This window comes from Rathayibacter sp. VKM Ac-2927 (assembly GCF_022815525.1).
GTDB classification, from domain to species: Bacteria; Actinomycetota; Actinomycetes; order Actinomycetales; family Microbacteriaceae; genus Rathayibacter; species Rathayibacter festucae.
The window spans coordinates 130,218-152,249 of record NZ_JALGRT010000007.1; the positions used below are offsets into that span (position 1 = coordinate 130,218).

Here is a 22,032-nt window from a genome sequence, read left to right on the forward strand (position 1 = left end):
GGGCCCCACGCCACTCCAGGAAGAACCCCTCATGACCGACACCCTCCCCGCGCAGGACCTCGCCTTCGAGGTGACCGCCAACCCCGCGCCCCGCTCCGACGAGGAGCGCGCCCGCATCCTCGCGAACCCCGGCTTCGGGGTCCACTTCACCGACCACATGGTCGACATCCGCTGGTCGCGCGCCGGCGGCTGGGACCAGGCGCGCGTCGAGCCCTACGGCCCGATCCAGCTCGACCCGGCCGCGGCCGTGCTGCACTACGCGCAGGAGATCTTCGAGGGGATGAAGGCCTACCGCCACGCGGACGGCTCGATCTGGACCTTCCGCCCCGAGGCGAACGCCGGCCGGCTGCAGCGCTCCGCCCGGCGGCTCGCACTGCCCGAGCTGCCGACCGAGCTGTTCGTCGAGTCGCTGCGGCAGCTGATCGCGGCGGACGGTGCCTGGGTGCCGTCCGAGCCGGAGACGAGCCTCTACCTGCGGCCGTTCATGTTCGCGAAGGAGGCGTTCCTCGGCGTGCGCGCGGCCGAGGAGGTCGGCTACTACGTGATCGCGAGCCCGGCCGGCGCCTACTTCTCCGGCGGCGTGGCCCCGGTGTCGATCTGGCTGTCGACGTCCTTCGCCCGCGCGGGCAAGGGCGGCACCGGCGCGGCGAAGACCGGCGGCAACTACGCCTCGTCGCTGCTGCCGCAGCAGGAGGCGTACCAGCACGGCTGCGCGCAGGTGCTCTTCCTCGACTCGCAGGAGTCGCGCTGGATCGAGGAGCTCGGCGGCATGAACGTCGTGCTCGTGAAGAAGGACGGCACGCTCGTCACGCCGGAGTCGGACTCGATCCTCGAGGGGATCACCCGCGACAGCGTGCTGCAGCTCGCCGAGGACCGCGGCCACCGCGTGGAGCGCCGCCAGGTGTCGATCGACGAGTGGCGCGACGGGGTCGAGTCCGGTGACGTGGTGGAGGTGTTCGCCTGCGGGACCGCGGCGGTCATCACGCCGATCGCCGAGCTCAAGGGCGACGGCTTCTCGGTGGGCCACGAGGGCGCGCCGGCCGGCGCGCTGACGATGTCGCTGCGCGAGGAGCTGACCGACATCCAGTACGGACGTCGCGAGGACACGCACGGCTGGATGACGAGGTTGGACGCATGAAGATCGCACGATTCGCCACGCAGCGCTCCGGAGACAACGGGGGTGCGATCCACTTCGGGATCCTGGACGAGGACGACCTGGTCGTGCTCGCCGGCGACCCGATGTTCGCGGGCTTCGAGACCACGGGCGAGCGGATCCCGCTCGCCGAGGCGAAGCTGCTCGCGCCGGTGATCCCGCGCTCGAAGGTGATCGGGATCGGCAAGAACTACTCCGACCACGCGGCCGAGATGGGCGGCGACGCTCCGGCCGAGCCGCTGATGTTCCTCAAGCCGAACACCTCGGTGATCGGGCCGGACGAGGCGATCGTGCTGCCCGAGGACAGCCAGCAGGTGGAGTTCGAGGGCGAGCTCGCGGTCGTGATCGGGGCGATCGCGCGGAACGTGCGGGCGGAGGACTACGAGGACGTCGTCTTCGGGTACACGATCGCGAACGACGTCACTGCGCGCGACCTGCAGAAGTCGGACGGGCAGTGGGCCCGGGCTAAGGGCTACGACACGTTCTGCCCGATCGGGCCGGTCATCGAGACCGAGTTCGTCTGGAACGAGAGCGCGCTGGAGACGCGGGTGAACGGACGGCGGCTGCAGTCCGGGAACACCGGCGACATGATCCACGGGGTGCCCGAGATCATCGCCTACGTCTCGCGGGTGTTCACGCTGCTGCCGGGCGACATCATCCTGACCGGGACGCCCGCCGGCGTCGGGCCGATCGCCAACGGCGACACGGTCGCGATCGACATCGAGGGCATCGGCACGCTCTTCAGCCCGGTGGTGTCCCGAGCCTGACCCTCTCCGCGAGATGCCACTTGCGCACGCCTCTCACGGCGTGTCGCGTGCACAAGTGGCGTCTCGCGGACGTCGACGGGCTCGACTCAGTCGGCGGAGGCGCGGTCGTCGGTGACGGGGCCGTCCGTGTCGTCCGGGAGGTCGGCGTCGCCGGAGACGGTGTCACCGGCGCTGTCGCCCTCCGTGACGGAGTCGGAGACGCCGCGGTCGATGGCGGTGCCGCCCGGAGCGGCGCCCGCGGCGCTCGCGTCGGTCGCGTCCTCGCCGGGCAGCACGGTCTGGGCGCCGCCGGTGTTCGGGGTCAGGTCGGACTCCTGCTCGGGCAGGTCCTCGTTCACGTTCTCGGGCACGGGGGCTCCTCTCGTCGGAGTGTCCATCGGAGCACGCGGGCGGCGGCGGGCGTCAGGGTCTTGACACGTTCCGGCGGTAGGTGGGTCTCGATACGCGCCTCCGGCGCTACTCGACCAGCATGGGGGCGCTCCGGCGCTCTGCGACCGGCACGGGGCGGGGCGGTGGCTTCACCGTGCTCCCCGGAGCTGTCAAGTGGAGACGCTCGACGGGGACGGAGTCGTAGCGTCGAAGCATGAGCTCGTCCCGCCCGACCCGCAGTTCCGATACCACCGCCACGACCAAGAGCACTGCCACGACGACCGCCGCCGCTGAGAAGAGCCGCGCGAAGAAGACCACCGCGAAGAAGACCACCGCGAAGAAGACCGGCGCGAAGAAGACCGCCACGAAGAAGACCGCCACGAAGAAGATCACGCGCAGCAGCGTCGATCGCATCGCTCGCGAGGACTTCGGCTGGACGTCGCTGCTGCCGGGGCAGCGCGAGGCCATCGAGTCGGCCGCCGCGGGCCGGGACACGCTGCTCGTGCTCGCGACGGGCGGCGGCAAGTCCGCCGTGTACCAGATCGCCGGCGCCGAGCGCGGGGGCGTCGTGCTCGTCGTCTCGCCGCTCGTCGCGCTGCAGGCCGACCAGCTCGCCTCGATCGAGGCCGCGCCGGCCGCGCCGCCCGCCGTCGCCATCAACTCCGCGCAGGGCACCGCCGCCGTCGCGCGGGCCTGGGAGCGCATCGACGAGGGCGGCCCGCTGTACGTGCTGCTCGCTCCGGAGCAGCTGGCCAAGGAGGAGAACGTCGCCCGGCTCGCCGCGGCCGGCGTCTCGCTCCTGGTCGTCGACGAGGCGCACTGCGTCTCCTCCTGGGGCCATGACTTCCGCCCGGACTACCTGCGACTCAAGGACGTCCGCAGTGCGCTGGGCGTCCCGCCGGTGCTCGCGATGACGGCCACTGCCTCGCGGCCCGTGCGCGAGGAGATCATCGACCGGCTCGGCATGACCGATCCCGAGGTGCAGGTGCACGGCGTCGACCGCCCCGAGATCCGTCTCGTGGTGCACCGCCACGAGAGCGAGAACGAGAAGCGCGCGGCCGTCGCCGAGGAGGCCCGCAGCTGGACTGCTCCAGGGCTCGTCTACGTGGCCACTCGCAAGGAGACGGAGACCTACGCGGCGGAGATCGCTGCCGAGGGCCGCTCCGTCGCGGCGTACCACGCGGGGCTCAAGACCAGCGAGCGGCGCGATGTGCACCGGCAGTGGCGCGACGGCGAGCTGGACGTCGTGGTCGCCACCTCCGCCTTCGGCATGGGGATCGACCGCGGCGACGTGCGCTTCGTGCTGCACGCGACGACGTCCGAGTCGCTCGACGCGTACTACCAGGAGATCGGACGCGCCGGTCGCGACAGCGAGCCCGCGACGGCCGCGCTGCACTACCGGCTCGAGGACCTCGGGCTGCGCCGTTTCTTCGCCAAGCGCCGGGTCGAGCCGGCCGCGCTGCGCGTGGTGTGGGCGGCCGTGTCCGACAGGCCGGGCGTGCAGGTCGACGAGCTGGCGGAGGCGCTGGGCAAGTCGCCGCGCACCGTCGCGCGGCTGGTCAACGACCTGGCCGAGGCGGATCTGCTCGAGACCGAGGGCGGCCTGCGGGCCGTGAGCGACGCCAGCGGGGACGACGCGGTGCGCGCGGTGAAGGAGGGGCTCGCCTCGCGCGAGCGCATCGCGGAGTCGCGGCTGTCGATGATGCGGGCCTACGCGGAGACCTCGCAGTGCCGGCGGCGCGTGCTGCTGGACTACTTCGGCGTCGAGGGGCCGGAGTGGTGTGGCAACTGCGACGGCTGCGAGCGGCACGAGGCGCGCCAGGAGGCGGCCGACGAGGCGGCGTCCGCGGCTCCTGCCGATGCGCCGTTGAGCGTCGACGAGGCCGTCGAGCACCGCGAGTGGGGTGCGGGGACGGTCATGAGCGTCGAGGACGACCGCGCGACGATCTTCTTCGAGTCCGAGGGCTACAAGGTGCTCTCGTTCGCGGCGCTGGAGTCCGGCGTGCTGAAGGAGCGCGAGGCGGTCTCGGCCTGAGTGCGGGCGGGGCGGGGTCTCGATACGCCGTCCTGCGGACGGCTACTCGACCAGCATGGAAGGGCGGCAGCACCGGAGGTGCGACCTCGTGACGCAGGGCTGCTCGGCCAGCATGGAGGGGAGCCGCACCGCAGGTGCGACCTCCACGTGCGAGATGCCACTTGTGAGCGGGCGACACGGCGTGTCGCGCTCACAAGTGGCATCTCGCGGAGGGGGTCAGACGTTCGAGACGGCGGAGCTCACGTCGGTGGGCTTGTCGTAGTCGCCGGCCGGGATGGCGCGGAGGGCGTCGAGGACGTCGCTGTCGGCGCCCTCCTTCTCGGCGGTCTCGACGATCGTGTCCTTCGAGGCCGGGTAGTCGATCCCGGAGAGGTACTTCTGGACCTGGATCGGGTTGGGTGCATCCATCGTGCTGTCCTTTCGTCGTTCGGTCAGTGCTGGTGCTCTTCGGTGAAGAGCCGGTCGAAGGCGTCCACGCGCCGGTCGGTGACCGTCGTGGGCGTCTCGAGGTGCACGGCGCCGCTGGGGACGAGCCCCGCGCCGCCGAAGCGCTCCATGACGCGCCACTGCGCGGCGACGTCCTCGCCGCTGTGCTCCGGGGGCAGCTGCTCCCAGAAGTCGAAGCCGCCGCAGGCGACGAGCGCCTCGCGACGGTAGAGCACGCACGCGCCGAGCCAGGCGACGCGGTAGGCGCGCCAGGCGCCCTCCGGGACGTCGAGGCGGGCGGCGACGTGGGTGAGGTTCGCGGCGTTGTGCAGCGGCCAGCGCTCGAACTCCGGCGTCCCGCGTCGGATCCGCTCGGGCTGGACGCCGTCGTCCCAGGGCGCGAAGGCGGTCTGCTCGTGCGGCCGCTCGTCGCCGAGGTAGGACAGCCCCTGCACGGCCGAGCCGACGAAGCCGCAGCCGAGGCGCTCGAGTGCGTCGTGCAGCCGCGCCAGCGTGCCCGGCTCGAGCCAGACGTCGTCGTCGAGGTAGAGGACCGCGGGGGCGGTCGCGAGCGAGAGGAGATAGTGCCGCTGCTCCGCGAGGCCCCGCCGGGGGAGATGCCGGCGCACGAGCGGAGCGCGGCCCTGCGCGGCGAGGATCCGCAGCATCGAGACAACGGTCGGGTCCGTCTCCGTCACTGCGGCGTCCGACTGATCGCTGACGATCACGCGGAACGGCGGATCGTCCTGCGCCGCGAGGCCCGCGAGGGTCGCCGCCAGCTCGGCCGAGCGGCCGGCCGTCGGGATCAGGACGTCGACGGCCGGGGTCTCCGGGGGCAGGTCGCGCCCCCAGAGCCCCGACCAGCGCCGGCTGCTCACGGCGCCGACGACGAGCGGATGCGCTGGACCATCTCGGTCGTCGAGTGCTCGGAGACGTAGCCCACGGTGGTGACGGTGCCGCCGTAGGAGCGGACGACCACCGCCTCCGCGAGCATGTCGGGGGCGTAGTCGCCGCCCTTCACGTAGACGTCGGGCTGCACGCGCTCGAGCAGCGGGATCGGGGTGTCGCCACTGAAGAGCGTGACGTAGTCGACGCAGCCCAGCTCGGCGATGACGCCCGCGCGGTCGCCCTCGGGGTTGATCGGGCGGCCCTCGCCCTTCAGCCGGCGGACGGAGTCGTCGTCGTTCACGGCGACGACCAGCACGTCGCCGAGCTCGCGCGCCTGACGGAGGTAGGCGGTGTGGCCGCGGTGCAGGACATCGAAGCAGCCGTTGGTGAAGACGATGCGGCGGCCGCGGCGGGCCTCCTCGGCGAGCACCTCGACCAGGCCGTCCTCGCCGAGCACGACGGCGCCGGGCGCGGCGAGCGAGGCGAGCAGGTCGTCCGCGGTGCAGACGGAGGTGCCGGGGCGCTGCACGACCACGTCGGCCGCGGCCTGCGCCAGGTCGACGGCGGTCGCCAGCGAGCGGCCGGCGGCGAGGGCGAGGGTCGCGGTGGCGGCGAAGGTGTCGCCGGCGCCCGAGGCCTGCTTCTCCTCGGCCGGCTGCGCGAAGGTGCGGGAGACGGTGCCGTCGGCGTCGAGGGCGGTCGAGCCGTCGCGGTCGAGGGTGACCACGACGTGCCGGGCGCCGGAGCGCTCGCGGAGCTTCTCGGCGGCGGCGCGGACGGCGGCGGCGCGCTCGGTGCCGCGGCCGAGCGGGGTGCCGAGGAGTCGCTCCGCCTCCTTGGCGTTCGGGGTGACCAGGTCGGGGGCCGCGAAGGCCCAGTCGGCGAGCTCGTGCGCATCGACGACGAGGAGGCCGGGGCGCTGCGCGGCGAGCACGCGTTCGACGGCCTCGCGGAGGATCCCGGAGCCGTAGTCGCAGACGAGCACGGCGTCGGCGCCGTCGGCCGCGCGGACGGCGGCCTCGGCGAGCTCGGTCAGCTCGGGGTCGGACGGGCGGTGCGGGCCGGAGTCGACGCGCAGCATGACGCTGTCGCCGCCGACGACGCGGGTCTTGATGGTGGTCGCGGCGTCGCTCCGGACGATCGCACCGGTGTCCAGGCCTGCGCGCTCGAGCGCGGCGAGGAGGCGGTCGCCCTCGGGGTCGCGCCCGGCGACGCCGACCGTGCGGACCACGGCGCCGAGCGCGCAGAGGTTCGCCGCGGTGTTGGCCGCGCCGCCCGCGACGTCGACGACGTCCTCGAGGCGCAGCACCGGGGCGGGGGCCTCGCGGGTCACCCGCTCGGCCTCGCCGAGCCACCAGGAGTCGAGGATGAGGTCGCCGACCACGGCGACGACCGGCGGCCGCTCGCGCACGTGGGCGACCAGCGCGCTCGCCCGCTGGAGCGCGGAGCCCTCGAGGCTCATCGCCCGGCGCCGGGGAGGACGGGGAGGCCGAAGTGCACGACCGTGGTGGTGGTCATCTCGTCGAGCAGCTCCGGGCCGTAGCCGAAGCCCGAGCCGCTGGTGCCGCGCGGCTGAGCGCTGCCGCCGGGGGCGCCACCGAAGACGCCGTTGATCTTGACGGTGCCGACCGGGAGGGTCGCCGCGGCGCGGTGCGCGTGCTCCATGTCGGCGGTGAGGACGGTGGCCGCGAGGCCGTAGGGACCGGCGGCGGCGCGGGTGAGCGCCTCGTCGAAGTCGTCGACGACGAGGACCGGAGCGACGGGGCCGAAGGTCTCCTCGGTCATCACCAGCATCTCGTCGGTGCAGTCGGCGAGGACGGTGGCGGGGTAGAAGGTGCCGTCGCCGGGCTCGCCGCCGGTGAGGACGCGGGCGCCGTCGCGGACGGCGGAGGTGACGTGCTCGTGCACGGCGTCGCGCATCCGGGCGTCGACCAGGCGGGGGAGCGGGCCGTCGCGCCAGCGCTCCGCCTCGACGACCAGCGCCGCGGTGAAGGCCTCGGCGACGTCGCGGTGCACGTAGATCCGCTCGACGGAGGTGCAGATCTGGCCCGCGTTGGCGAAGGCGCCGAGGGCGGCCTGCTCGGCGGCCCAGACCGGGTCGACGTCGCGGTCGACGACGAGCGCGTCGTTGCCGCCGTTCTCGAGGATGGTGTGCGCGCCGGTGACGGCGGCGATCCGGGCGAGGGCACGGCCGGTGGCGGTCGAGCCGACGTGCGCGAGGACATCGACGCCGTCGGTGCGGGCCAGGGCGTCGCCCACGGCGCCGTCGCCCTCGACGAGGGTCAGCACGCCCTCGGGCAGGGCCTCGGCGAGCAGGCGGGTGAAGAGCGCGCCGGTTCCGGGGCTGCGCTCGCTCGGCTTGTGCACGACGACGTCGCCGGAGACGATCGCGGCGCCGAGCATGCCGGCGGCGACGGCGACCGGGTCGTTCCAGGGGGTGAGCGCGAGGACGACGCCGCGCGGGTGCGGCAGGGCGAGGTCGACGTTGAGGGCGCCGCCGCGCAGACTCTTGCCGCGGTGCAGGGGGCCGAGCTCGGCGTACTGCAGCAGGGTGTCGACGCCGGCGCGGACGCCGCCGAGGGCGTCGCCGGCGGGCTTGCCGGTCTCCTCGGTGTTGAGGTCGGCGAGCTCCTGCTCGCGGGCGGCCACGTGGTGGGCGGCGGCGCGCAGCAGGGCACCGCGCTCGGCGGGCGCGGTGGCGGCCCAGGCGGGGAAGGCGGCGCGGGCGCGGGAGACGGCGTCGGCGGCGAGGTCGGCGGTGGCGCCGGTCGTGCCGGCGGCGGGGGTCGCGGTGTCGATGGTCACGGTCACCTCTCGGTCGGAGGCGTCCGCAGGGGTCGCGGACGCGCGTGCAGACCTCCGGTACCCGCGCGGCGGCGGCTCAAACGGATCGGGCCGCTCGACATCAGCTGAGAAGGGTGGGACGCCCATGCTGATCGAGTAGCCCGCGCAGCGGGCGTATCGAGATCCACCAGCGTCGGAACCCGAGTCTGCAGACCAGCCGTGCTGGTGACGGTGGGTCTCGATACGCCCCTGCGGGGCTACTCGACCAGCATGCGGGGGACGCCGACCATTCCGCTGATATCGCGCGGTCGCGGCAGGGGTCAGGCGGGGCCGAGGCGGGTGACGGCGGAGGTGATCGCGGGGGTGGTCTCGCCGTCGGGCCAGCGGAGGGTGACGCCCTCGCCGGGGACGACGCGGCCGATGGCGGCGGTCGTCGTGTGAGGCGTGCCCATGCGGGAGGCGCCGGGGCGGTCGGCGGTGAGCATCGCGAAGCCGGGGAAGCAGGAGAGCCAGTCGGCGAGTCCCGCGGCGGCGGGGCGGGGGATCGCGGCGACGTCGAGCTCGGCGCCCGCGCCGGACGCCTCGGCGAGCATGCCGACGGTGCCGACGAGGCCGGCCATGCTGACGTCCTTCGCGCCGTCGGGGGCGGCGGCGCCGACGCTCGCCGCGAGCGCCCGCAGCACCTCCGGTGAGCGGCCCGAGGTCGAGTCCCACTGCAGCCCGGCGTAGCCCGGGCGCCAGCCGCCCGCGAGGTCCGCGGTGAGGCTCAGCTCGTGGCCGACCGGGGCGCTGCCGGGGACCGGGCGCGCGGTGCGGCCGAGGCCGGTGACCGAGAGTGCGGCCGGGACGCCGAGCTGGGTGTGCCCGCCGAGCAGCGGCACACCCCAGGCCTCGGCGCCGGCGCGCAGTCCGCGGAGGACGCGCGCGGCGAAGGAGGCGTCCCGGGCGGCGACCGCGTCGAGCAGGCCGACCGGGTCCGCGCCCATCGCCGTGAGGTCGTTGACGTTGACGAGCACCGAGCACCAGCCCGCCCACTCCGGGTCGCGCTCGACCATCGAGGGGACGATCGCGTCGCAGACGGCGACGAGGTCGGAGCCGGGGACGGGCGCGCCGTCGTCGCCGCGGAAGCCCGGGCCGCCGAGCTGACCGGCGAAGGCGTCGAGCAGCGGACCGAGCGCGGCCTTCGCACCGCGCGCGAGCCGGTCGAAGCGGTCGATCGGCCAGCGCATCCGCACGTGGGGCGTCCCCGCGACCTCGACGGTGCCGAGCCGGTCCCAGCCGAGCCGGCGGAAGAGCACCTCGTTCTGCGTCTGCACCGTCGCCTCGAAGCGGATCACGCCGCGCGCCTCGGCCTCGGCGCAGGCGGCGCGCACCAGTGCGGCGCCGATCCCGGCACCGCCGCGGGCGCTGCGGCGGACGACGAGGCGGCTGCCGGTCCACCAGCCCAGATCCTGCTCGAGCGCGGGCGCGATCCGCACCCCGCCGAGCACGCCGTCGGCCGAGCGGGCCACCAGCACCACGGTGCGCGGATCCTCGTCGAGCGCGTCGCGGTCGTCCGCGTCGAAGAGGCCCTGCTCGCCGACGAACACCTCGCGGCGCAGCGCCCGGTAGGCGGCCACCTCGGCCGCATCGGCGACCACGACCACGAAGGCCTCGCGGGCGGCCGGCGCGACCGCGCGGACCCCCTCGAGGATCGAGAGCTCCATCAGGCGCCGGCGGTCTTCAGCACGCCGCAGGCGCCGCAGGCCGCGCAGCCCGCCTTCTGCCCGGAGGAGAGCATCCCCGCGGCGATCAGCAGCGCGGCGACCTGCTCGCTGACCTTCTCCAGCAGCGAGCCGGCCGGTGGCAGGACGTGGTCCACCTCCGTCGCCAGCGTCCCCTTGAGCGGCCGGAACGGCACCACGAACGGGTAGATCCCGCGCTCGATCAGCTCGCCGGCGCTGGCGACCAGCTCGTCCGGGTCCTCACCGAGGCCGACGAGCAGGTAGGTCGAGACCTGGTTGCGGCCGAAGATCCGCACCGCCTCGTCCCAGGCCTCCCAGTACTTCGCGGTCGAGACGCGCGCCTTGCCGGGGGTCCAGCGGCGGCGGATGTCGTCGTCCATCGACTCGATGTGGATGCCGATGGAGAGGGCGCCGGCGTCCTTGAGCTCCTGCAGCGCGGCGAGGTCCTCCGGCGGCTCGCACTGCACCTGGATCGGCAGCCCGGGGACGGCCTGGAGCACCGCGCGGACGCAGCGGGCGAGGTGCCGGGCGCCGCGGTCGCGGCCCTTGGAGGTGCCGGTGGTCATCACCATCTGGCGGATGCCGTCGAGCCGGGCGGCCGCCTCGGCGACCTCGGCGAGCTGCGCCGGGGTCTTCACCGCGATGGTCGAGTCGTTGGCGAGCGAGGCCTCGATCGCGCAGAACCGGCAGCGCTCGGCCTCGTCGTAGCGCATGCAGGTCTGCACGACGGTGGTGGCCAGGATGTTCCGGCCGTGCAGGCGGGCGATCTTCTCGTAGGAGACGCCGTCGGCGGTGCTCAGGTCGTAGAAGCGCGGGCGCTTCACCGGCTCGACGTCCAGGCCGATGTCGGCGCCGTCGAGCAGGAGGCGGCCGTTGGTGACGGCGTAGGGGCTCTTCGGGTTCACCGGGATGGCGGCGCCGAGCCCGCCGAGCATCACGTGCCCGTCGTCGCTCGGGCCGGCGCCGGCCTCGCGGTGCACGGGGGCGTCGACGCGGATGCCCTGGAGGGCGATGTCGACGCGGGTGCGCAGGGCTGAGGAGCCGGTGCGGCGGACGGGGGCGGAACCGCAGGCGTCGGCGGCGCAGGCGGAGTCGGCGGAGTCGGAGGGTGCGGGATCGGCGGTGCGGAGGCGGGGCGTCTGCAGATCGGTCATGGTGCTCCTCGGAGTCTCGAGTCGAGCGGTGCGCGACGGCGGAGTCCGACGTCGTGAGCCTCCATTAGGTCAACGCGGTGTTTCGGAGCGATGACATCGGGAACGCGATCGTGTTACATCCGGCGGCGGCCCCGGCGCCCACCCGATGCCTGCCCGGCGTCACGCAGGCTTCTTCTGGCCGAAACCACTCCGAAACACGAGCGGCCTTGACTGGACGCAGTCGGGACGAACGCTCCCGACCCGGCCCCGTCGCTCCGCTCGTCCTCGCACCGCCCCGAGCGACGCCGGCCTCTGCATCACAGCACCGCCCGTTCCACCCGGCACTCCTGTCCCTGCACCACTCGCTCGCGCCCCGCCCGGCGCGCTCCTCACCGAACCCCGGAGGTTCTCATGACCGACGACCAGACCACCCCCGCCGACCACAGCACCGACGACCAGGCCTCGATCGAAGAGCAGATCAGCGCCAACATCGAGAAGTCGCGCTCCGAGATCGCGCACCCCTCGCTGCCCAAGGGCAGCAACCTCTACGGCTCCACCAAGGTCTTCCCCGACTACCAGGCCGAGCCCGGCCAGTCCTACTTCACCCTCGTGCACGGCATCGCGCACGAGTCCTCGGTCAGCTTCGTCGCGATCCTGCAGGCGACCCGCGCGGCCCGCAAGGGCTTCGAGTCGGCCGTCTACTTCTACGGCCCCGGCACGATCAACGCGATGGCCACCCGCGGCTTCCCGACGGTCGGCGACTCCGGCTTCCCGGGCGAGCAGAACATCAACGACGCCCTGAAGACCTTCATCGACGAGGGCAACCGCGTCTTCGTCTGCCGCTTCGGCATGGCGCTGCACGGCCTGCGCGAGGAGGACCTGATCGAGGGCACCATCCCCTGCCACCCGCTCGACGTCCAGGACGCCGTCATCCACTACGCCCGCAAGGGCGCCATCATCAACTCGACCTACAACCTCTAGGCGCCCGCCATGACCGTCGTCGGATCGGTCGCGGCGAACTTCACCCGCGACCTCGATCAGAACTACGCGCTCATCGCCGCGCTGGCCGAGGAGGCCCGCGAGAAGCGGGTCGAGTTCCTCGTCCTGCCCGAGGCCGCGATCGGCGGCTACCTCTCGTCCCTCGGCAACCACGGCGACACGGTCAAGACGACCACCCGCTCGATGCCCCCGGCGATCGCGCTGGACGGTCCGGAGCTGCGCCGGGTGCAGGAGATCGCCGGCGACCTGCTGGTCGCGATCGGCTTCTGCGAGCTCGACGCGGACGGCGAGACCCGCTACAACGCGGCCGCCCTGCTCGACGGCGGGCAGATCTACGGCAGCTACCGCAAGGTGCACCAGCCGCTCGGCGAGCACATGTCGTACTCGCCCGGGCCCGGCTACTCGGTCTTCGAGACCCCGGTCGGCCGGGTCGGGCTGCAGATCTGCTACGACAAGGCCTTCCCGGAGGCGGCCCGCTCGATGGCGCTGGACGGGGCGGAGATCATCGCCTCGCTCTCGGCCTGGCCGGCCGCGCGGACGGCGACGGCGGAGAACCTGCAGGAGGACCGCTGGACCTACCGCTTCAACCAGTTCGACATCGCGCGGGCCCTGGACAACCAGGTGTTCTGGCTGGCGTCGAACCAGTCGGGCACCTTCGGGTCGCTCCGCTACGTGGGCAACGCGAAGGTCGTCGATCCGGGCGGCAACATCCTCGCGACGACGCTGCTCGGCTCGGGCATGGCGGTCGCCGACATCGACGTGCGGGGCACCTTCGAGGCGATGCGCGGCGGGATGTTCCACCTCCGCGACCGCCGGCCGGACGCCTACGACATCGACCGTGTCTGGAGCGGAGGGCTGGTCCATGCCTGAGATGACCTTCCACGTCCGCTGGCCGGACGGCGTCGAGGAGCGCTGCTACTCGCCGAGCCTGGTGATGCACGACTACCTCGCCGAGGGCGAGAGCTACCCGATCGAGGACTTCGTCGGGCGCTCGACCGAGGCTCTGCGGCTGGCGAGCGAGCGGGTGCGCGCGAAGTTCGGCTTCGCCTGCACCTCCGCGCTGCAGCAGGAGTCGGAGATCCTCGCGGCCGCCGCGCGCTTCGACGGCGGGCGGGTGCGGGTGCTGGCGATGGACCCGCCGCTGCCTCCGGCCTCCGTCCCCGCGTCCGCGCAGGGGGCGCGCGCATGACCGCGCTCGAGAACGGCCGGCATCTCCCGGTCGCCGTGATCGGCGCCGGCCAGGCCGGGCTGTCGATCAGCCGCCTGCTCACGGACCAGGGCGTCGAGCACCTCGTGATCGAGCGCGACACGATCGCGCACGACTGGATCGACCGCCGCTGGGACAACTTCACGCTCGTCACGCCGAACTGGCAGTGCCGGCTCCCCGGCTACCCCTACGACGGCGACGACCCGGACGGCTTCATGACCCGCGCCGAGGTGCACGCCTGGGTGCGGCGCTACGCCGAGTCGTTCGGCGCGCCGGTGGCCGAGGACACCGAGGTGCTCCGGCTGCGCGAGAGCGCGGACGGGGCGTTCGAGATCGTCACCTCGCGCGGCACGATCACCGCCGACCAGGTCGTCGTCGCCACCGGCGGCTACCACCGGCCGGTGCTCCCGGCGGTCGCGCACCGCATCCCGGACGCGATCGTGCAGCTGCACTCGGCCGACTACCGCTCGGCCGCGGCGCTGCCCGAGGGCGGGGTGCTCGTGGTCGGCTCCGGCCAGTCCGGCGCGCAGATCGCGGAGGACCTCTTCCTCGAGGGGCGCGACGTGCACCTGGCGCTGGGGACGGCTCCGCGGGTCGCCCGGTTCTACCGCGGCCGCGACTGCGTCGCCTGGCTCGCCGACATGGGCGTCTACGACGTGCCGGTGCACGCGCAGGTCGGAGGGCTCTCCAAGCGGGAGTCGACCAACCACTACGTCACCGGGCGCGGCGGCGGCCGCGACATCGACCTGCGGGCGTTCGCGCGCGACGGGATGACGCTCTACGGCCGGCTGCAGCAGGTCGACGGCGGGTCGCTCCGCTTCGCGCCGACGGCGGAGGCGTCGCTCGACTACGCGGACTCGGTGGCGGAGTCGATCAAGAACGACATCGACGCCTACATCGAGCGCTCGGGCATCCAGGCGCCGACCGAGGCCCGGTACGCGCCGGTCTGGCGGCCGGAGCGCGAGATCGAGGAGCTCGACCTGGCGGCCGCCGGGATCACGAGCATCGTCTGGGCGGTCGGCTTCCGGGCCGACTACTCCTGGATGCAGATCGGCGTCTTCGACGGCGCGGGGCATCCCACCCACCGGCGCGGCGCGACCGCCGTGCCCGGGCTGCACTTCCTCGGGCTGCCCTGGCTGAACACCTGGGGCTCCGGGCGCTTCGAGGCGATCGCGCGCGACGCGGAGCACGTGGCGGAGCAGCTGCTCGGCGGCGCGCGGATGGACCGGCTCGAGGGCGCCGCGGTACGGTGACGGCCACGCGCTCGGCTCGAGCGCACCGCTCTGCCGCGCGGGGCGGAGGAGGGCGGAGGCTCTCCGTCCGCCCCGGCGCACCGGCCGCCCGCAGAGGGCGGGAGAGAAGGACCATGTCGACGATCACGATGGCCGCGGTCGCGGCGCACTTCGGCCGCGACATCGAGCGCACCCTCGTCAAGCTGCCCGGCATGATCGCGAGCGCTCAAGAGCGCGGGATCGACCTGCTGGTGCTGCCCGACGCGACCCTCGGCGGCTACCTCCTCGACATGCACCACCCCGGCCCCGACGACCTGCCGCAGGCCGTGGAGGTGGACGGGCCGGAGGTGGCGGCCGTCGCGGCGATGGCGGGGGACACCACGGTGTGCTTCGGCATCGCGGAGCGCGCGCTCGAGGGCGGTGAGGTGCGGCGCTACAACTCGGCGGTCTGCGTGCAGGGCGGTGAGGTGATCGGGACGCACCGCAAGGTGCACCTGCCGCTGGGCGAGTCCGAGGCGTACGCCGCGGGCGACTCCTTCCGCTCGTTCGACTCGGCCGTGGGGCGGATCGGGATGATGATCGACTTCGACAAGACCTTCCCGGAGTCGGCGCGCTCGCTCGCCCTCGACGGGGCCGAGATCCTCTGCTGCCTCAGCGCCTGGCCCGCGAGCGTCACCGACCGCTCCGACCGGATCCGCAACGACCGCCAGGCGCACCTGTTCGACCTCTACGACTGCGCGCGTGCTGCGGAGAACCAGGTCTACCTGGTCTCCTCGAACCAGACCGGGGTGCTCGGCGGGCTGCGCTTCCTCGGGCAGGCGAAGGTCGTGGACCCGGCCGGCGAGATCCTCGCGAAGACCTGGGCGAAGGGCGGGCTGGCGGTCGCGACCGACGACGTCTCGGCCTCCGTCGCCCGGGCCCGCCGCAGCATGGACCACCTGCGCGACCGCGCCGAGCACGCGTACCACCGCGCGGCTCCCACCGTCTGAGCTTCCGGCCCGCCCGTCCGACCGGTGCCGCCCGTGGGCGCCGCCCCGCCTGAAGGAGACCCCGTGCGGATCGCGCAGCTGACCTACTCCACGAAGCCCCGCGGCGGCGTGGTGCACACGCTCGCGCTGTCGGAGGCGCTGGCCCGGCGCGGGCACGAGGTGACCGTCTGGACGCTCGGCCGCGGCGGCGACTCCGCCTTCTTCCGCGCGGTCGACCCCGCGGTGGCGGTCCGGGTGGTGCCGTTCGCGGCGCGCGACGGGGAGGACGTCGGCGACCGGATCGTCCGCTCGCTCGACGCGATGGCTGTGGCGCTGGGGGAGGACGGCGAGGAGTGGGACGTCGTGCACGCGCAGGACTGCATCTCGGCGAACGCCGCGCTCGACGCGGGCTTCGCCGGGGCCGGCGGGCTGCTCCGGACGGTGCACCATCTCGACGCCTTCACGACGCCGGCGCTGATCGCCTGCCATGAGCGCGCGATCACGGGGCCGGCCGGGCTGCTCGCGGTGTCGCGGGCGGTCGCGGACGAGGTGGCGGCGGGCTGGGGGCGGGCGCCGGCGGTGATCCCGAACGGCGTCGACGCCGCGCGGTTCGCCGCCGCGGCCGGCGGTGCTGCCGCGGGGGAGTGGCGGGCCGAGCTCGGCCGCTACGTGCTCGCGCTCGGCGGCATCGAGCCGCGGAAGGGCAGCATCGACCTGCTGGAGGCGTTCGCGGGGCTGGCTCCGGGGACCGCGCTCGTCTTCGGCGGCGGGGAGACGCTGTTCGACTACCGGGGCTACCGCGAGGAGTTCGAGCGCCGGGTGGCGGAGCTGGGCGTGACGCCGGTCGTGCTCGGCACGGTGCCGGAGGAGCGGCTCGCGGCGCTCGTCGCCGGTGCGGCGGTGCTCGGCTTCGTCTCGACCAAGGAGGGCTTCGGGCTGGCGGCGATGGAGGCGCTCGCCGCGGGGGTGCCGGTCGTCGCGCGCGATCTGCCGGTGCTGCGCGAGGTGTTCGGGGAGACGGTGGCGTACGGGAGCGACGTGACGGGGATCCGGGGTGCGCTCGCCGCGGCGCTCGCGGGGGCGGCGCCGGAGCCCGGGCCCGGGCGGGAGCTCGCGTTCTCGCACTCGTGGGACGACGTCGCCGCGAGTCACGAGGCGCTGTACCGGGCTCACCTCGGCCGCCGATCCGTGGGCGTGTGATGCGCCGGTCGTTCTCGCGCTGCTTCTCGGCGCTCGCCGAGCAGGACCCCGAGGGCGTCGTGGTCGTCGCCGATGACGCGACCCTGACCGCGGGCGCCCTGGACCGGGCCTCCAACCGGCTCGCGCGCGCCTACGCGGCGCTCGGCGTCACTCCGGACTCGCTCGTCGCGGTCTCGCTGCCGAACAGCGCCGAGCTGGTGCTCGCCTGCGCGGCTATCTGGAAGGCGGGCGCGACGCCGCAGCCGCTGTCGCGCGGGCTGTCGGCGCGGGAGCTCGCCGAGGTGGGCGCGCTCGGGCGGCCCTCGCTGAGCATCGGGGTCGAGCTCGATGGCGTGCCGTTCGTCCCCGCCGGCTTCGAGCCCGACCCGGCGCTGCCGGACGACGAGCTGCCCGACATCTGGGCTGCGTCGTGGAAGGCGCCCGCCTCCTCCGGCAGCACCGGGCGGCCGAAGATCGTGCTCGCGGCGGCGCCCGCGCAGATGGACCCGACGCAGCCGGTCGCGGCGTTCCTGCCGCGGGAGGGGGTGCAGCTCGTCGCCGGGCCGCTCACCCACTCCGCGACCTTCACCTACGCCTTCCGCGGGCTGCTGACCGGGCAGCGGCTGGTGATCCTGCCGCGCTTCGACGAGGCGCGGGTGCTCGCGGCGATCGCGGAGCACCGGGTGACCTGGGCGCTGCTGGTGCCGACGATGATCCACCGGCTGCTGCGGACGCCCGCGCACCGGGACGCGGACGTGTCGTCGCTCGAGGCGGTGCTGCACCTCGGCTCGCCGTGCCCGCCCGCGGACAAGCGCGCGCTGATCGAGTGGATCGGCGCGGAGCGGGTCGTCGAGGTCTACGCCGGCAGCGAGTCGAACGGGCTGACGATGATCCGCGGCGACGAGTGGCGGGAGCGGCCCGGGAGCGTCGGCCGCCCGATCGGCGGCACGGAGCTGCGGGTGCTGCGGTCGGACGGGTCGGAGTGCGCGGTCGGCGAGCCGGGGCTCGTGCAGATGCGCCGCGGGGAGCCGACCTACCGCTACCTCGGCGGGGAGTCGAAGCGGACCGACGACGGCTGGGACACCCTCGGCGACCTCGGCTCCGTCGATGCGGACGGCTACCTGACGGTGCTGGACCGGGCGGACGACCTGATCCTGCGTGGCGGGGTGAACGTCTACCCGGCCGAGATCGAGAGGGTGCTGGAGGAGCACCCGGCGGTCCGCGGCGCGGTCGCCTTCGGCGTCGCGGACGCGGAGCTCGGCCAGGCGGTGGAGTCGGTGGTGGACATCGCGGAGAGCGACGTGACGGAGGAGGAGCTGCTCGCCTTTTCGCGCGAGCACCTCGGCTCGCGGGCGCCGCGGGCTCTGCGGCTCCAGCGCTCACCGCTGCGCGACGACGCGGGCAAGATCCGCCGCGGGGCGCTCGCCGCCGAGTGATCGCCGAGAGCAACGCGGCGGCGCCCCTCCCTGCATGCTGGTCGAGTAGCCCCGCAGGGGCGTATCGAGACCCGCCGTCACCAGCAGGGCGGGTCTGCAGACCCCCGTTCTGACGGTGGTGGATCTCGATACGCCCGCTGCGCGGGCTACTCGATCAGCATGACCCGACCATGCTGGTCGAGTAGCCCCGGAGGGGGGTATCGAGACCCGCGGGCCTCAGCAGGGCGGCTCGAAGGGATTCTCGGTCCGCTGCGATGCTCCCGCACCGGCCGCCTCCGGTTTCGGATCGCCTCGGACGGGGAAGAGGAGGAGTGCCCCTTCCCCGGAGTCGCCGCGCGCGACTCCGCCCCATCGAGAGGAACGCCCGTGGTCGCCATCGCCCCGCTCCGAGACCGCTTCGACGGAGTCGAGAGGATCGCCGTCCTGCGCGGCGGCGGACTCGGCGATCTGCTGTTCGCGCTGCCCGCCGTCGACGCGCTCGCCGCCGCCTACCCGGGCGCCGAGATCGTGCTGCTCGGCACTCCGGCGCACCGCGTGCTGCTGCAGGGCGTGGAGTCGCCGGTGAGCGACGTCGAGATCCTGCCGGTGGCGCAGGGCGTCCGCGACGGCGAGGGCGAGGACCCGAGGGTCGTCGAGGACTTCACCGAGCGGATGCGCGCGCGGCGCTTCGACCTCGCGGTGCAGCTGCACGGCGGCGGCCGCTTCTCCAACCCGTTCCTGCAGCGCCTCGGCGCGCGGCACACGATCGGCTCGCGCACCGACGACGCGGCCGAGCTGGAGCGCACCATCCCCTACGTCTACTACCAGCACGAGATGCTGCGGGCGCTCGAGATCGTCGGGCTGGCGGGGGCCCCTGCGGTGCGCCTCGAGGCGTCGCTGCAGGTCGACCAAGAGCGCCGCGACCGCCTCGCCGCGGCCCTCCCCGCCGGGGGGCCGCTGGTGCTGATCCACCCGGGCGCGACCGACGTCCGGCGCCGCTGGAGCTCCGCGAACTTCGCCGAGGTGGCCCGCGCACTGCTGGCCGACGGCGCGCGCGTGCTCGTCGTGGGCGACGCCTCCGACGCGCCCGCCGCGGAGGCGATCGTCGCGGGCGCTCCGGGCGCGGTGTCCTGGGCGGACCGGGTCGAGCTCCCGGATCTCGGTCCGCTGCTCTCGCTCGCGGACCTCGTGCTCGGCAACGACAGCGGACCGCGGCACCTCGCGGCGGCGGTCGGTGCGCCCACGGTCGGCGTCTTCTGGGTCGGCAACGCGATCAACGCCCAGCCCCTCGGCCGCCAGCGCCATCGCGTGCAGCTGAGCTGGACGACCCGCTGCCCGATCTGCGGCATCGACGTCACCCAGGTCGGCTGGACCGCCCCGCGCTGCGAGCACGAGCTGTCCTTCGTCGACGACGTCCCCGTCGCCCGGGTCCTCGAGGACGTCCGCGGCGTCCTCGCCTCCACCCGCTGACGTCGCCCGGGCCCTGCCCCCCCACCACGAGATGCCACCTAGGAGCGCCGACACCGGCGTGTCGCGCTCATAAGTGGCATCTCGCGGGAGGGGTCGGACGCGGGGGAGCGTCAGACGTCCGGGGCGTCAGGTCACGGCCAGGAGGGCTCCTCCTCGTGGGTGATGACGAGCTCGCGGACCTCGCAGCCGCGGGGCTGGCCGAGGACGAACATGACGGCGTTCGCGACGTTCTCCGGGTCGTTGAGGAGCGCGTCGGGGCCCGGCTTGTACTGGGCGTCGCGGTCGTCGAAGAAGCGCGTCTTCATGCCGGAGGGGATCAGCGTGGTCACGCCGATCTCGCCCTTGGTCTCGGCCGCGAGAGCGCGGGTGAAGCCGAGCACGCCGAACTTCGACGCGCAGTAGGCGGTGGCGTCCGAGACGGCCTTGATCGCGAGCGAGGACGCGACGGTGACGACGCGGCCGTGGGTCTCGGTGAGGAAGGGCAGTGCGGCGCGGACGACGGCCGCGGTGCCGAGCAGGTTGACCGAGATCACGCGCTCCCACTCCTCCGGGTCGACGTCGACGAGGCGGCCGCAGCGGTCGATGCCGGCCGCGGTGACGACGGCGTCGAGGCCGCCGTGCTCGCGGGCGATCTCGACGACGGCCTTCTCGGCCTCGCGGGTCTTGGCGACGTCCACCTGGTAGGCGGCGACGCCCTCCTGCACGTTCGAGACGTCGCGGTCGAGGACGATCGGCGTGCCGCCCGCGGCCGTGACGGCGGCCGCGACGGCGGCTCCGAGTCCGGAGGCGCCTCCGGTGATCAGGACGCGGCCGATGGGGGTGGGGGTGGTGGTCATGGGTGTCCCTTCCAGGATCGTCAGCGCCGACGGGATCGGCGCAGCGGGGCGGTGGTCGGCCGGAGCCGACGCGGTCAGCCGACGCGCGCGAGCGCGGCGGCGAGATGGGTGGTCGAGCGGCCGGCGTGGTACGGCACCGTCAGGACGCGGCCGCCCCACTCGGCGACCGTCGCGGTCTCGGGCAGCGATTCGGCGGAGTAGTCGCCGCCCTTCACCCAGACGTCCGGGCGGATGCGGCGCAGCGCCTCGTCGGGGGTGTCCTCGCCGAAGACGAGGACCGCATCGACGCACTCGAGCGCGAGCAGCAGGTCGACCCGGTCGTCCTCGGGGATGATCGGCCGGGCCGGTCCCTTGAGCCGGCGCACGGAGTCGTCGGAGTTGAGGCAGACGATCAGGCAGTCGCCGAGCGCCCGGGCGGCCGAGAGGGTGCGGGCGTGGCCGGCGTGCAGCAGGTCGAAGCAGCCGCCGGTCGCGACCACGGTGCCGCCGGCGCCGCGGACGGCCTCGGCGACGCGCAGCGCGTCCACTCCGGACGCCCCGTGCAGGGCGGCGGTGTCGGCCGGAGTGCCGAGGGAGGAGACTCCGCCCGCGAGCAGGTAGGCGCCGGCCGCGGCGACGGCCGCGCCGACCGCCTCGGAGGGGGTGGCCCCGCCGGCCAGCGCGACGGCGGCGGAGGCGGCGAAGCGGTCGCCCGCCCCGCAGGGATCGGTCGGCGGCACGGCGGCGGCGGGGTGCACCACCGGCACGCCGGCGCCGCGCGAGCGGACCAGGGCACCGCCGGAGCCCATCGTCACCGCGACCGCGCCGCAGCCCCAGCGCTCGAGCAGCGTCGTCGCGGCGGTCTCGGCGAGGGTGACGCCGCGGCCACTCGCCCCGGAGAAGCCGGTCGCCTCGCCCAGGTTCGGCGTCGCGAGGGTCGTCCCGGCGACCGGCTCGGTCCCGCGCGGATGCGGATCCCAGACCAGCGGCACGGTGAGCGCGTCGAGGGCCGCGCGGAGCGAGGCGTCCTCGGTGAGCCGGCGGCCGTAGTCCGCGACGACGACCGCGTCGACCTCGCCGAGCGCGGCGAGCATCTCCTCGGTCACGGTCGGCACCGGCGGGCGCTCACAGCCGCGGTCGAAGCGGACGACCGCCTGACCGGAGGCGGCGACCCGCGTCTTCACGGGCGTCGGCGCGCCGGAGGGCCCGGCGACCACTCGGACGCCGTCGAGGGCGGCGAGCAGCTCGGCCGCATCGGCATCGGCGGCGTCGGCCAGCGCCGTCACCAGCACGACCTCGTGGCCGTCGCGCACCAGCATCCGCGCCACCAGCCCGGCGCCGCCGGCGCGCACCCCGCGGGTCGACACGTCGACCACGGGCACCGGCGCGTCGGGGCTCAGCCGCTCGGCCGGCCCGGAGAGGTCGACGTCGAGCATCACGTCGCCGACCACGGCGATCCGCAGGCGGC

The 22,032-nt window shown here is 74.3% G+C and carries 20 protein-coding genes; 11 read left to right on the forward strand and 9 right to left on the reverse strand.

Annotated features, from left to right (window positions below; genetic code table 11):
- Nucleotides 1–31: 31 nt before the first annotated feature.
- The gene (locus MT353_RS18520; protein WP_123734014.1) at nucleotides 32–1,138 is read left to right on the forward strand and encodes a branched-chain amino acid aminotransferase; all 1,107 of its coding nucleotides are present in this window, start codon (nucleotides 32–34) and stop codon (nucleotides 1,136–1,138) included.
- A complete protein-coding gene (locus MT353_RS18525) occupies nucleotides 1,135–1,920 on the forward strand; it encodes a fumarylacetoacetate hydrolase family protein (RefSeq protein ID WP_123447967.1) in 786 nt (261 codons plus the stop codon). The genes MT353_RS18520 and MT353_RS18525 overlap by 4 nt, the downstream gene beginning before the upstream one ends.
- An 86-nt stretch (nucleotides 1,921–2,006) precedes the next feature.
- On the opposite strand, the gene MT353_RS18530 is transcribed toward MT353_RS18525, so the two are convergent.
- Nucleotides 2,007–2,270: a hypothetical protein gene (locus MT353_RS18530; RefSeq protein WP_243625554.1), complete on the reverse strand. Its 264-nt coding sequence runs from the start codon at nucleotides 2,268–2,270 to the stop codon at nucleotides 2,007–2,009.
- 233 nt (nucleotides 2,271–2,503) lie between these two features.
- On the opposite strand from MT353_RS18530, the gene MT353_RS18535 reads away from it, so the two are divergent.
- Entirely contained in the window at nucleotides 2,504–4,324 is a 1,821-nt protein-coding gene (locus MT353_RS18535) for a RecQ family ATP-dependent DNA helicase (RefSeq protein ID WP_243625555.1), read from the forward strand.
- A gap of 216 nt (nucleotides 4,325–4,540) precedes the next feature.
- Here MT353_RS18535 and MT353_RS18540 read toward each other — a convergent pair whose 3' ends face one another.
- The 6 genes from MT353_RS18540 to MT353_RS18565 form a co-directional block, all read right to left on the reverse strand.
- Nucleotides 4,541–4,732 (reverse strand): DUF2795 domain-containing protein, encoded by a 192-nt coding sequence (locus tag MT353_RS18540; protein WP_123737261.1) that lies wholly within the window; start codon nucleotides 4,730–4,732, stop codon nucleotides 4,541–4,543.
- Between the two features lie 23 nt (nucleotides 4,733–4,755).
- A complete protein-coding gene (locus tag MT353_RS18545; RefSeq protein WP_243625556.1) occupies nucleotides 4,756–5,628 on the reverse strand; it encodes a glycosyltransferase family 2 protein in 873 nt (290 codons plus the stop codon).
- Nucleotides 5,625–7,100, reverse strand: a complete 1,476-nt coding sequence (gene rfaE2 / locus MT353_RS18550) for a D-glycero-beta-D-manno-heptose 1-phosphate adenylyltransferase (RefSeq protein ID WP_243625557.1) — start codon at nucleotides 7,098–7,100, stop codon at nucleotides 5,625–5,627. The genes MT353_RS18545 and rfaE2 overlap by 4 nt, the downstream gene beginning before the upstream one ends.
- Complete coding sequence (locus tag MT353_RS18555; protein WP_374204724.1) at nucleotides 7,097–8,443, reverse strand: aldehyde dehydrogenase; 1,347 nt, start codon at nucleotides 8,441–8,443, stop codon at nucleotides 7,097–7,099. The genes rfaE2 and MT353_RS18555 overlap by 4 nt, the downstream gene beginning before the upstream one ends.
- A gap of 299 nt (nucleotides 8,444–8,742) precedes the next feature.
- Nucleotides 8,743–10,128: an MSMEG_0567/sll0787 family protein gene (locus MT353_RS18560; RefSeq protein WP_243625558.1), complete on the reverse strand. Its 1,386-nt coding sequence runs from the start codon at nucleotides 10,126–10,128 to the stop codon at nucleotides 8,743–8,745.
- On the reverse strand, nucleotides 10,128–11,300 hold the full coding sequence (locus tag MT353_RS18565) for an MSMEG_0568 family radical SAM protein (RefSeq protein ID WP_243625559.1): 1,173 nt from the start codon (nucleotides 11,298–11,300) through the stop codon (nucleotides 10,128–10,130). Before MT353_RS18565 ends, MT353_RS18560 begins: the two co-directional genes overlap by 1 nt.
- Nucleotides 11,301–11,690: 390 nt before the next feature.
- Between MT353_RS18565 and MT353_RS18570 the strand changes: the two genes are divergently transcribed.
- From MT353_RS18570 to MT353_RS18605, 8 genes are all read left to right on the forward strand, one after another.
- Nucleotides 11,691–12,260: an MSMEG_0572/Sll0783 family nitrogen starvation response protein gene (locus MT353_RS18570; protein ID WP_123447959.1), complete on the forward strand. Its 570-nt coding sequence runs from the start codon at nucleotides 11,691–11,693 to the stop codon at nucleotides 12,258–12,260.
- A 9-nt stretch (nucleotides 12,261–12,269) separates the two neighbouring features.
- Nucleotides 12,270–13,148 (forward strand): carbon-nitrogen hydrolase family protein, encoded by an 879-nt coding sequence (locus MT353_RS18575; protein ID WP_123447958.1) that lies wholly within the window; start codon nucleotides 12,270–12,272, stop codon nucleotides 13,146–13,148.
- Nucleotides 13,141–13,467 (forward strand): MSMEG_0570 family nitrogen starvation response protein, encoded by a 327-nt coding sequence (locus tag MT353_RS18580; protein WP_127887124.1) that lies wholly within the window; start codon nucleotides 13,141–13,143, stop codon nucleotides 13,465–13,467. Before MT353_RS18575 ends, MT353_RS18580 begins: the two co-directional genes overlap by 8 nt.
- On the forward strand, nucleotides 13,464–14,738 hold the full coding sequence (locus MT353_RS18585; protein WP_243625560.1) for an MSMEG_0569 family flavin-dependent oxidoreductase: 1,275 nt from the start codon (nucleotides 13,464–13,466) through the stop codon (nucleotides 14,736–14,738). The genes MT353_RS18580 and MT353_RS18585 overlap by 4 nt, the downstream gene beginning before the upstream one ends.
- 113 nt (nucleotides 14,739–14,851) lie before the next feature.
- Nucleotides 14,852–15,706 (forward strand): carbon-nitrogen hydrolase family protein, encoded by an 855-nt coding sequence (locus MT353_RS18590; RefSeq protein ID WP_123734002.1) that lies wholly within the window; start codon nucleotides 14,852–14,854, stop codon nucleotides 15,704–15,706.
- 63 nt (nucleotides 15,707–15,769) lie between these two features.
- Nucleotides 15,770–16,885 carry an MSMEG_0565 family glycosyltransferase gene (locus tag MT353_RS18595; protein WP_243625561.1) on the forward strand — a complete coding sequence of 372 codons (1,116 nt, stop codon included), beginning with the start codon at nucleotides 15,770–15,772 and terminating at the stop codon, nucleotides 16,883–16,885.
- Entirely contained in the window at nucleotides 16,885–18,300 is a 1,416-nt protein-coding gene (locus MT353_RS18600; protein ID WP_243625628.1) for an AMP-binding protein, read from the forward strand. The genes MT353_RS18595 and MT353_RS18600 overlap by 1 nt, the downstream gene beginning before the upstream one ends.
- A 366-nt stretch (nucleotides 18,301–18,666) precedes the next feature.
- A complete protein-coding gene (locus MT353_RS18605; RefSeq protein WP_243625562.1) occupies nucleotides 18,667–19,749 on the forward strand; it encodes a glycosyltransferase family 9 protein in 1,083 nt (360 codons plus the stop codon).
- Nucleotides 19,750–19,880: 131 nt separating this feature from the next.
- Here the strand turns inward: MT353_RS18605 and MT353_RS18610 are convergent, their stop codons facing one another.
- Together MT353_RS18610 and MT353_RS18615 are read right to left on the reverse strand one after the other, a co-directional pair.
- Nucleotides 19,881–20,585, reverse strand: coding sequence for an SDR family oxidoreductase (locus MT353_RS18610; RefSeq protein ID WP_127887118.1), 705 nt, complete (start codon nucleotides 20,583–20,585; stop codon nucleotides 19,881–19,883).
- A 74-nt stretch (nucleotides 20,586–20,659) separates the two neighbouring features.
- Complete coding sequence (locus MT353_RS18615) at nucleotides 20,660–22,027, reverse strand: PfkB family carbohydrate kinase (RefSeq protein ID WP_243598710.1); 1,368 nt, start codon at nucleotides 22,025–22,027, stop codon at nucleotides 20,660–20,662.
- Between the last annotated feature and the right edge of the window lie 5 nt (nucleotides 22,028–22,032).

Bases quoted from the DNA above. Each gene is read 5' to 3' on its own strand.
- MT353_RS18600 (WP_243625628.1), top strand. From the start codon at position 16,885: ATGCGCCGGTCGTTCTCGCGCTGCTTCTCGGCGCTCGCCGAGCAGGAC.
- MT353_RS18520 (WP_123734014.1), top strand. From the start codon at position 32: ATGACCGACACCCTCCCCGCGCAGGACCTCGCCTTCGAGGTGACCGCC.
- MT353_RS18585 (WP_243625560.1), top strand. From the start codon at position 13,464: ATGACCGCGCTCGAGAACGGCCGGCATCTCCCGGTCGCCGTGATCGGC.
- MT353_RS18580 (WP_127887124.1), top strand. From the start codon at position 13,141: ATGCCTGAGATGACCTTCCACGTCCGCTGGCCGGACGGCGTCGAGGAG.
- rfaE2 (WP_243625557.1), bottom strand. From the start codon at position 7,100: ATGAGCCTCGAGGGCTCCGCGCTCCAGCGGGCGAGCGCGCTGGTCGCC.
- MT353_RS18525 (WP_123447967.1), top strand. From the start codon at position 1,135: ATGAAGATCGCACGATTCGCCACGCAGCGCTCCGGAGACAACGGGGGT.
- MT353_RS18590 (WP_123734002.1), top strand. From the start codon at position 14,852: ATGTCGACGATCACGATGGCCGCGGTCGCGGCGCACTTCGGCCGCGAC.
- MT353_RS18610 (WP_127887118.1), bottom strand. From the start codon at position 20,585: ATGACCACCACCCCCACCCCCATCGGCCGCGTCCTGATCACCGGAGGC.
- MT353_RS18540 (WP_123737261.1), bottom strand. From the start codon at position 4,732: ATGGATGCACCCAACCCGATCCAGGTCCAGAAGTACCTCTCCGGGATC.
- MT353_RS18565 (WP_243625559.1), bottom strand. From the start codon at position 11,300: ATGACCGATCTGCAGACGCCCCGCCTCCGCACCGCCGATCCCGCACCC.
- MT353_RS18575 (WP_123447958.1), top strand. From the start codon at position 12,270: ATGACCGTCGTCGGATCGGTCGCGGCGAACTTCACCCGCGACCTCGAT.
- MT353_RS18560 (WP_243625558.1), bottom strand. From the start codon at position 10,128: ATGGAGCTCTCGATCCTCGAGGGGGTCCGCGCGGTCGCGCCGGCCGCC.
- MT353_RS18535 (WP_243625555.1), top strand. From the start codon at position 2,504: ATGAGCTCGTCCCGCCCGACCCGCAGTTCCGATACCACCGCCACGACC.
- MT353_RS18570 (WP_123447959.1), top strand. From the start codon at position 11,691: ATGACCGACGACCAGACCACCCCCGCCGACCACAGCACCGACGACCAG.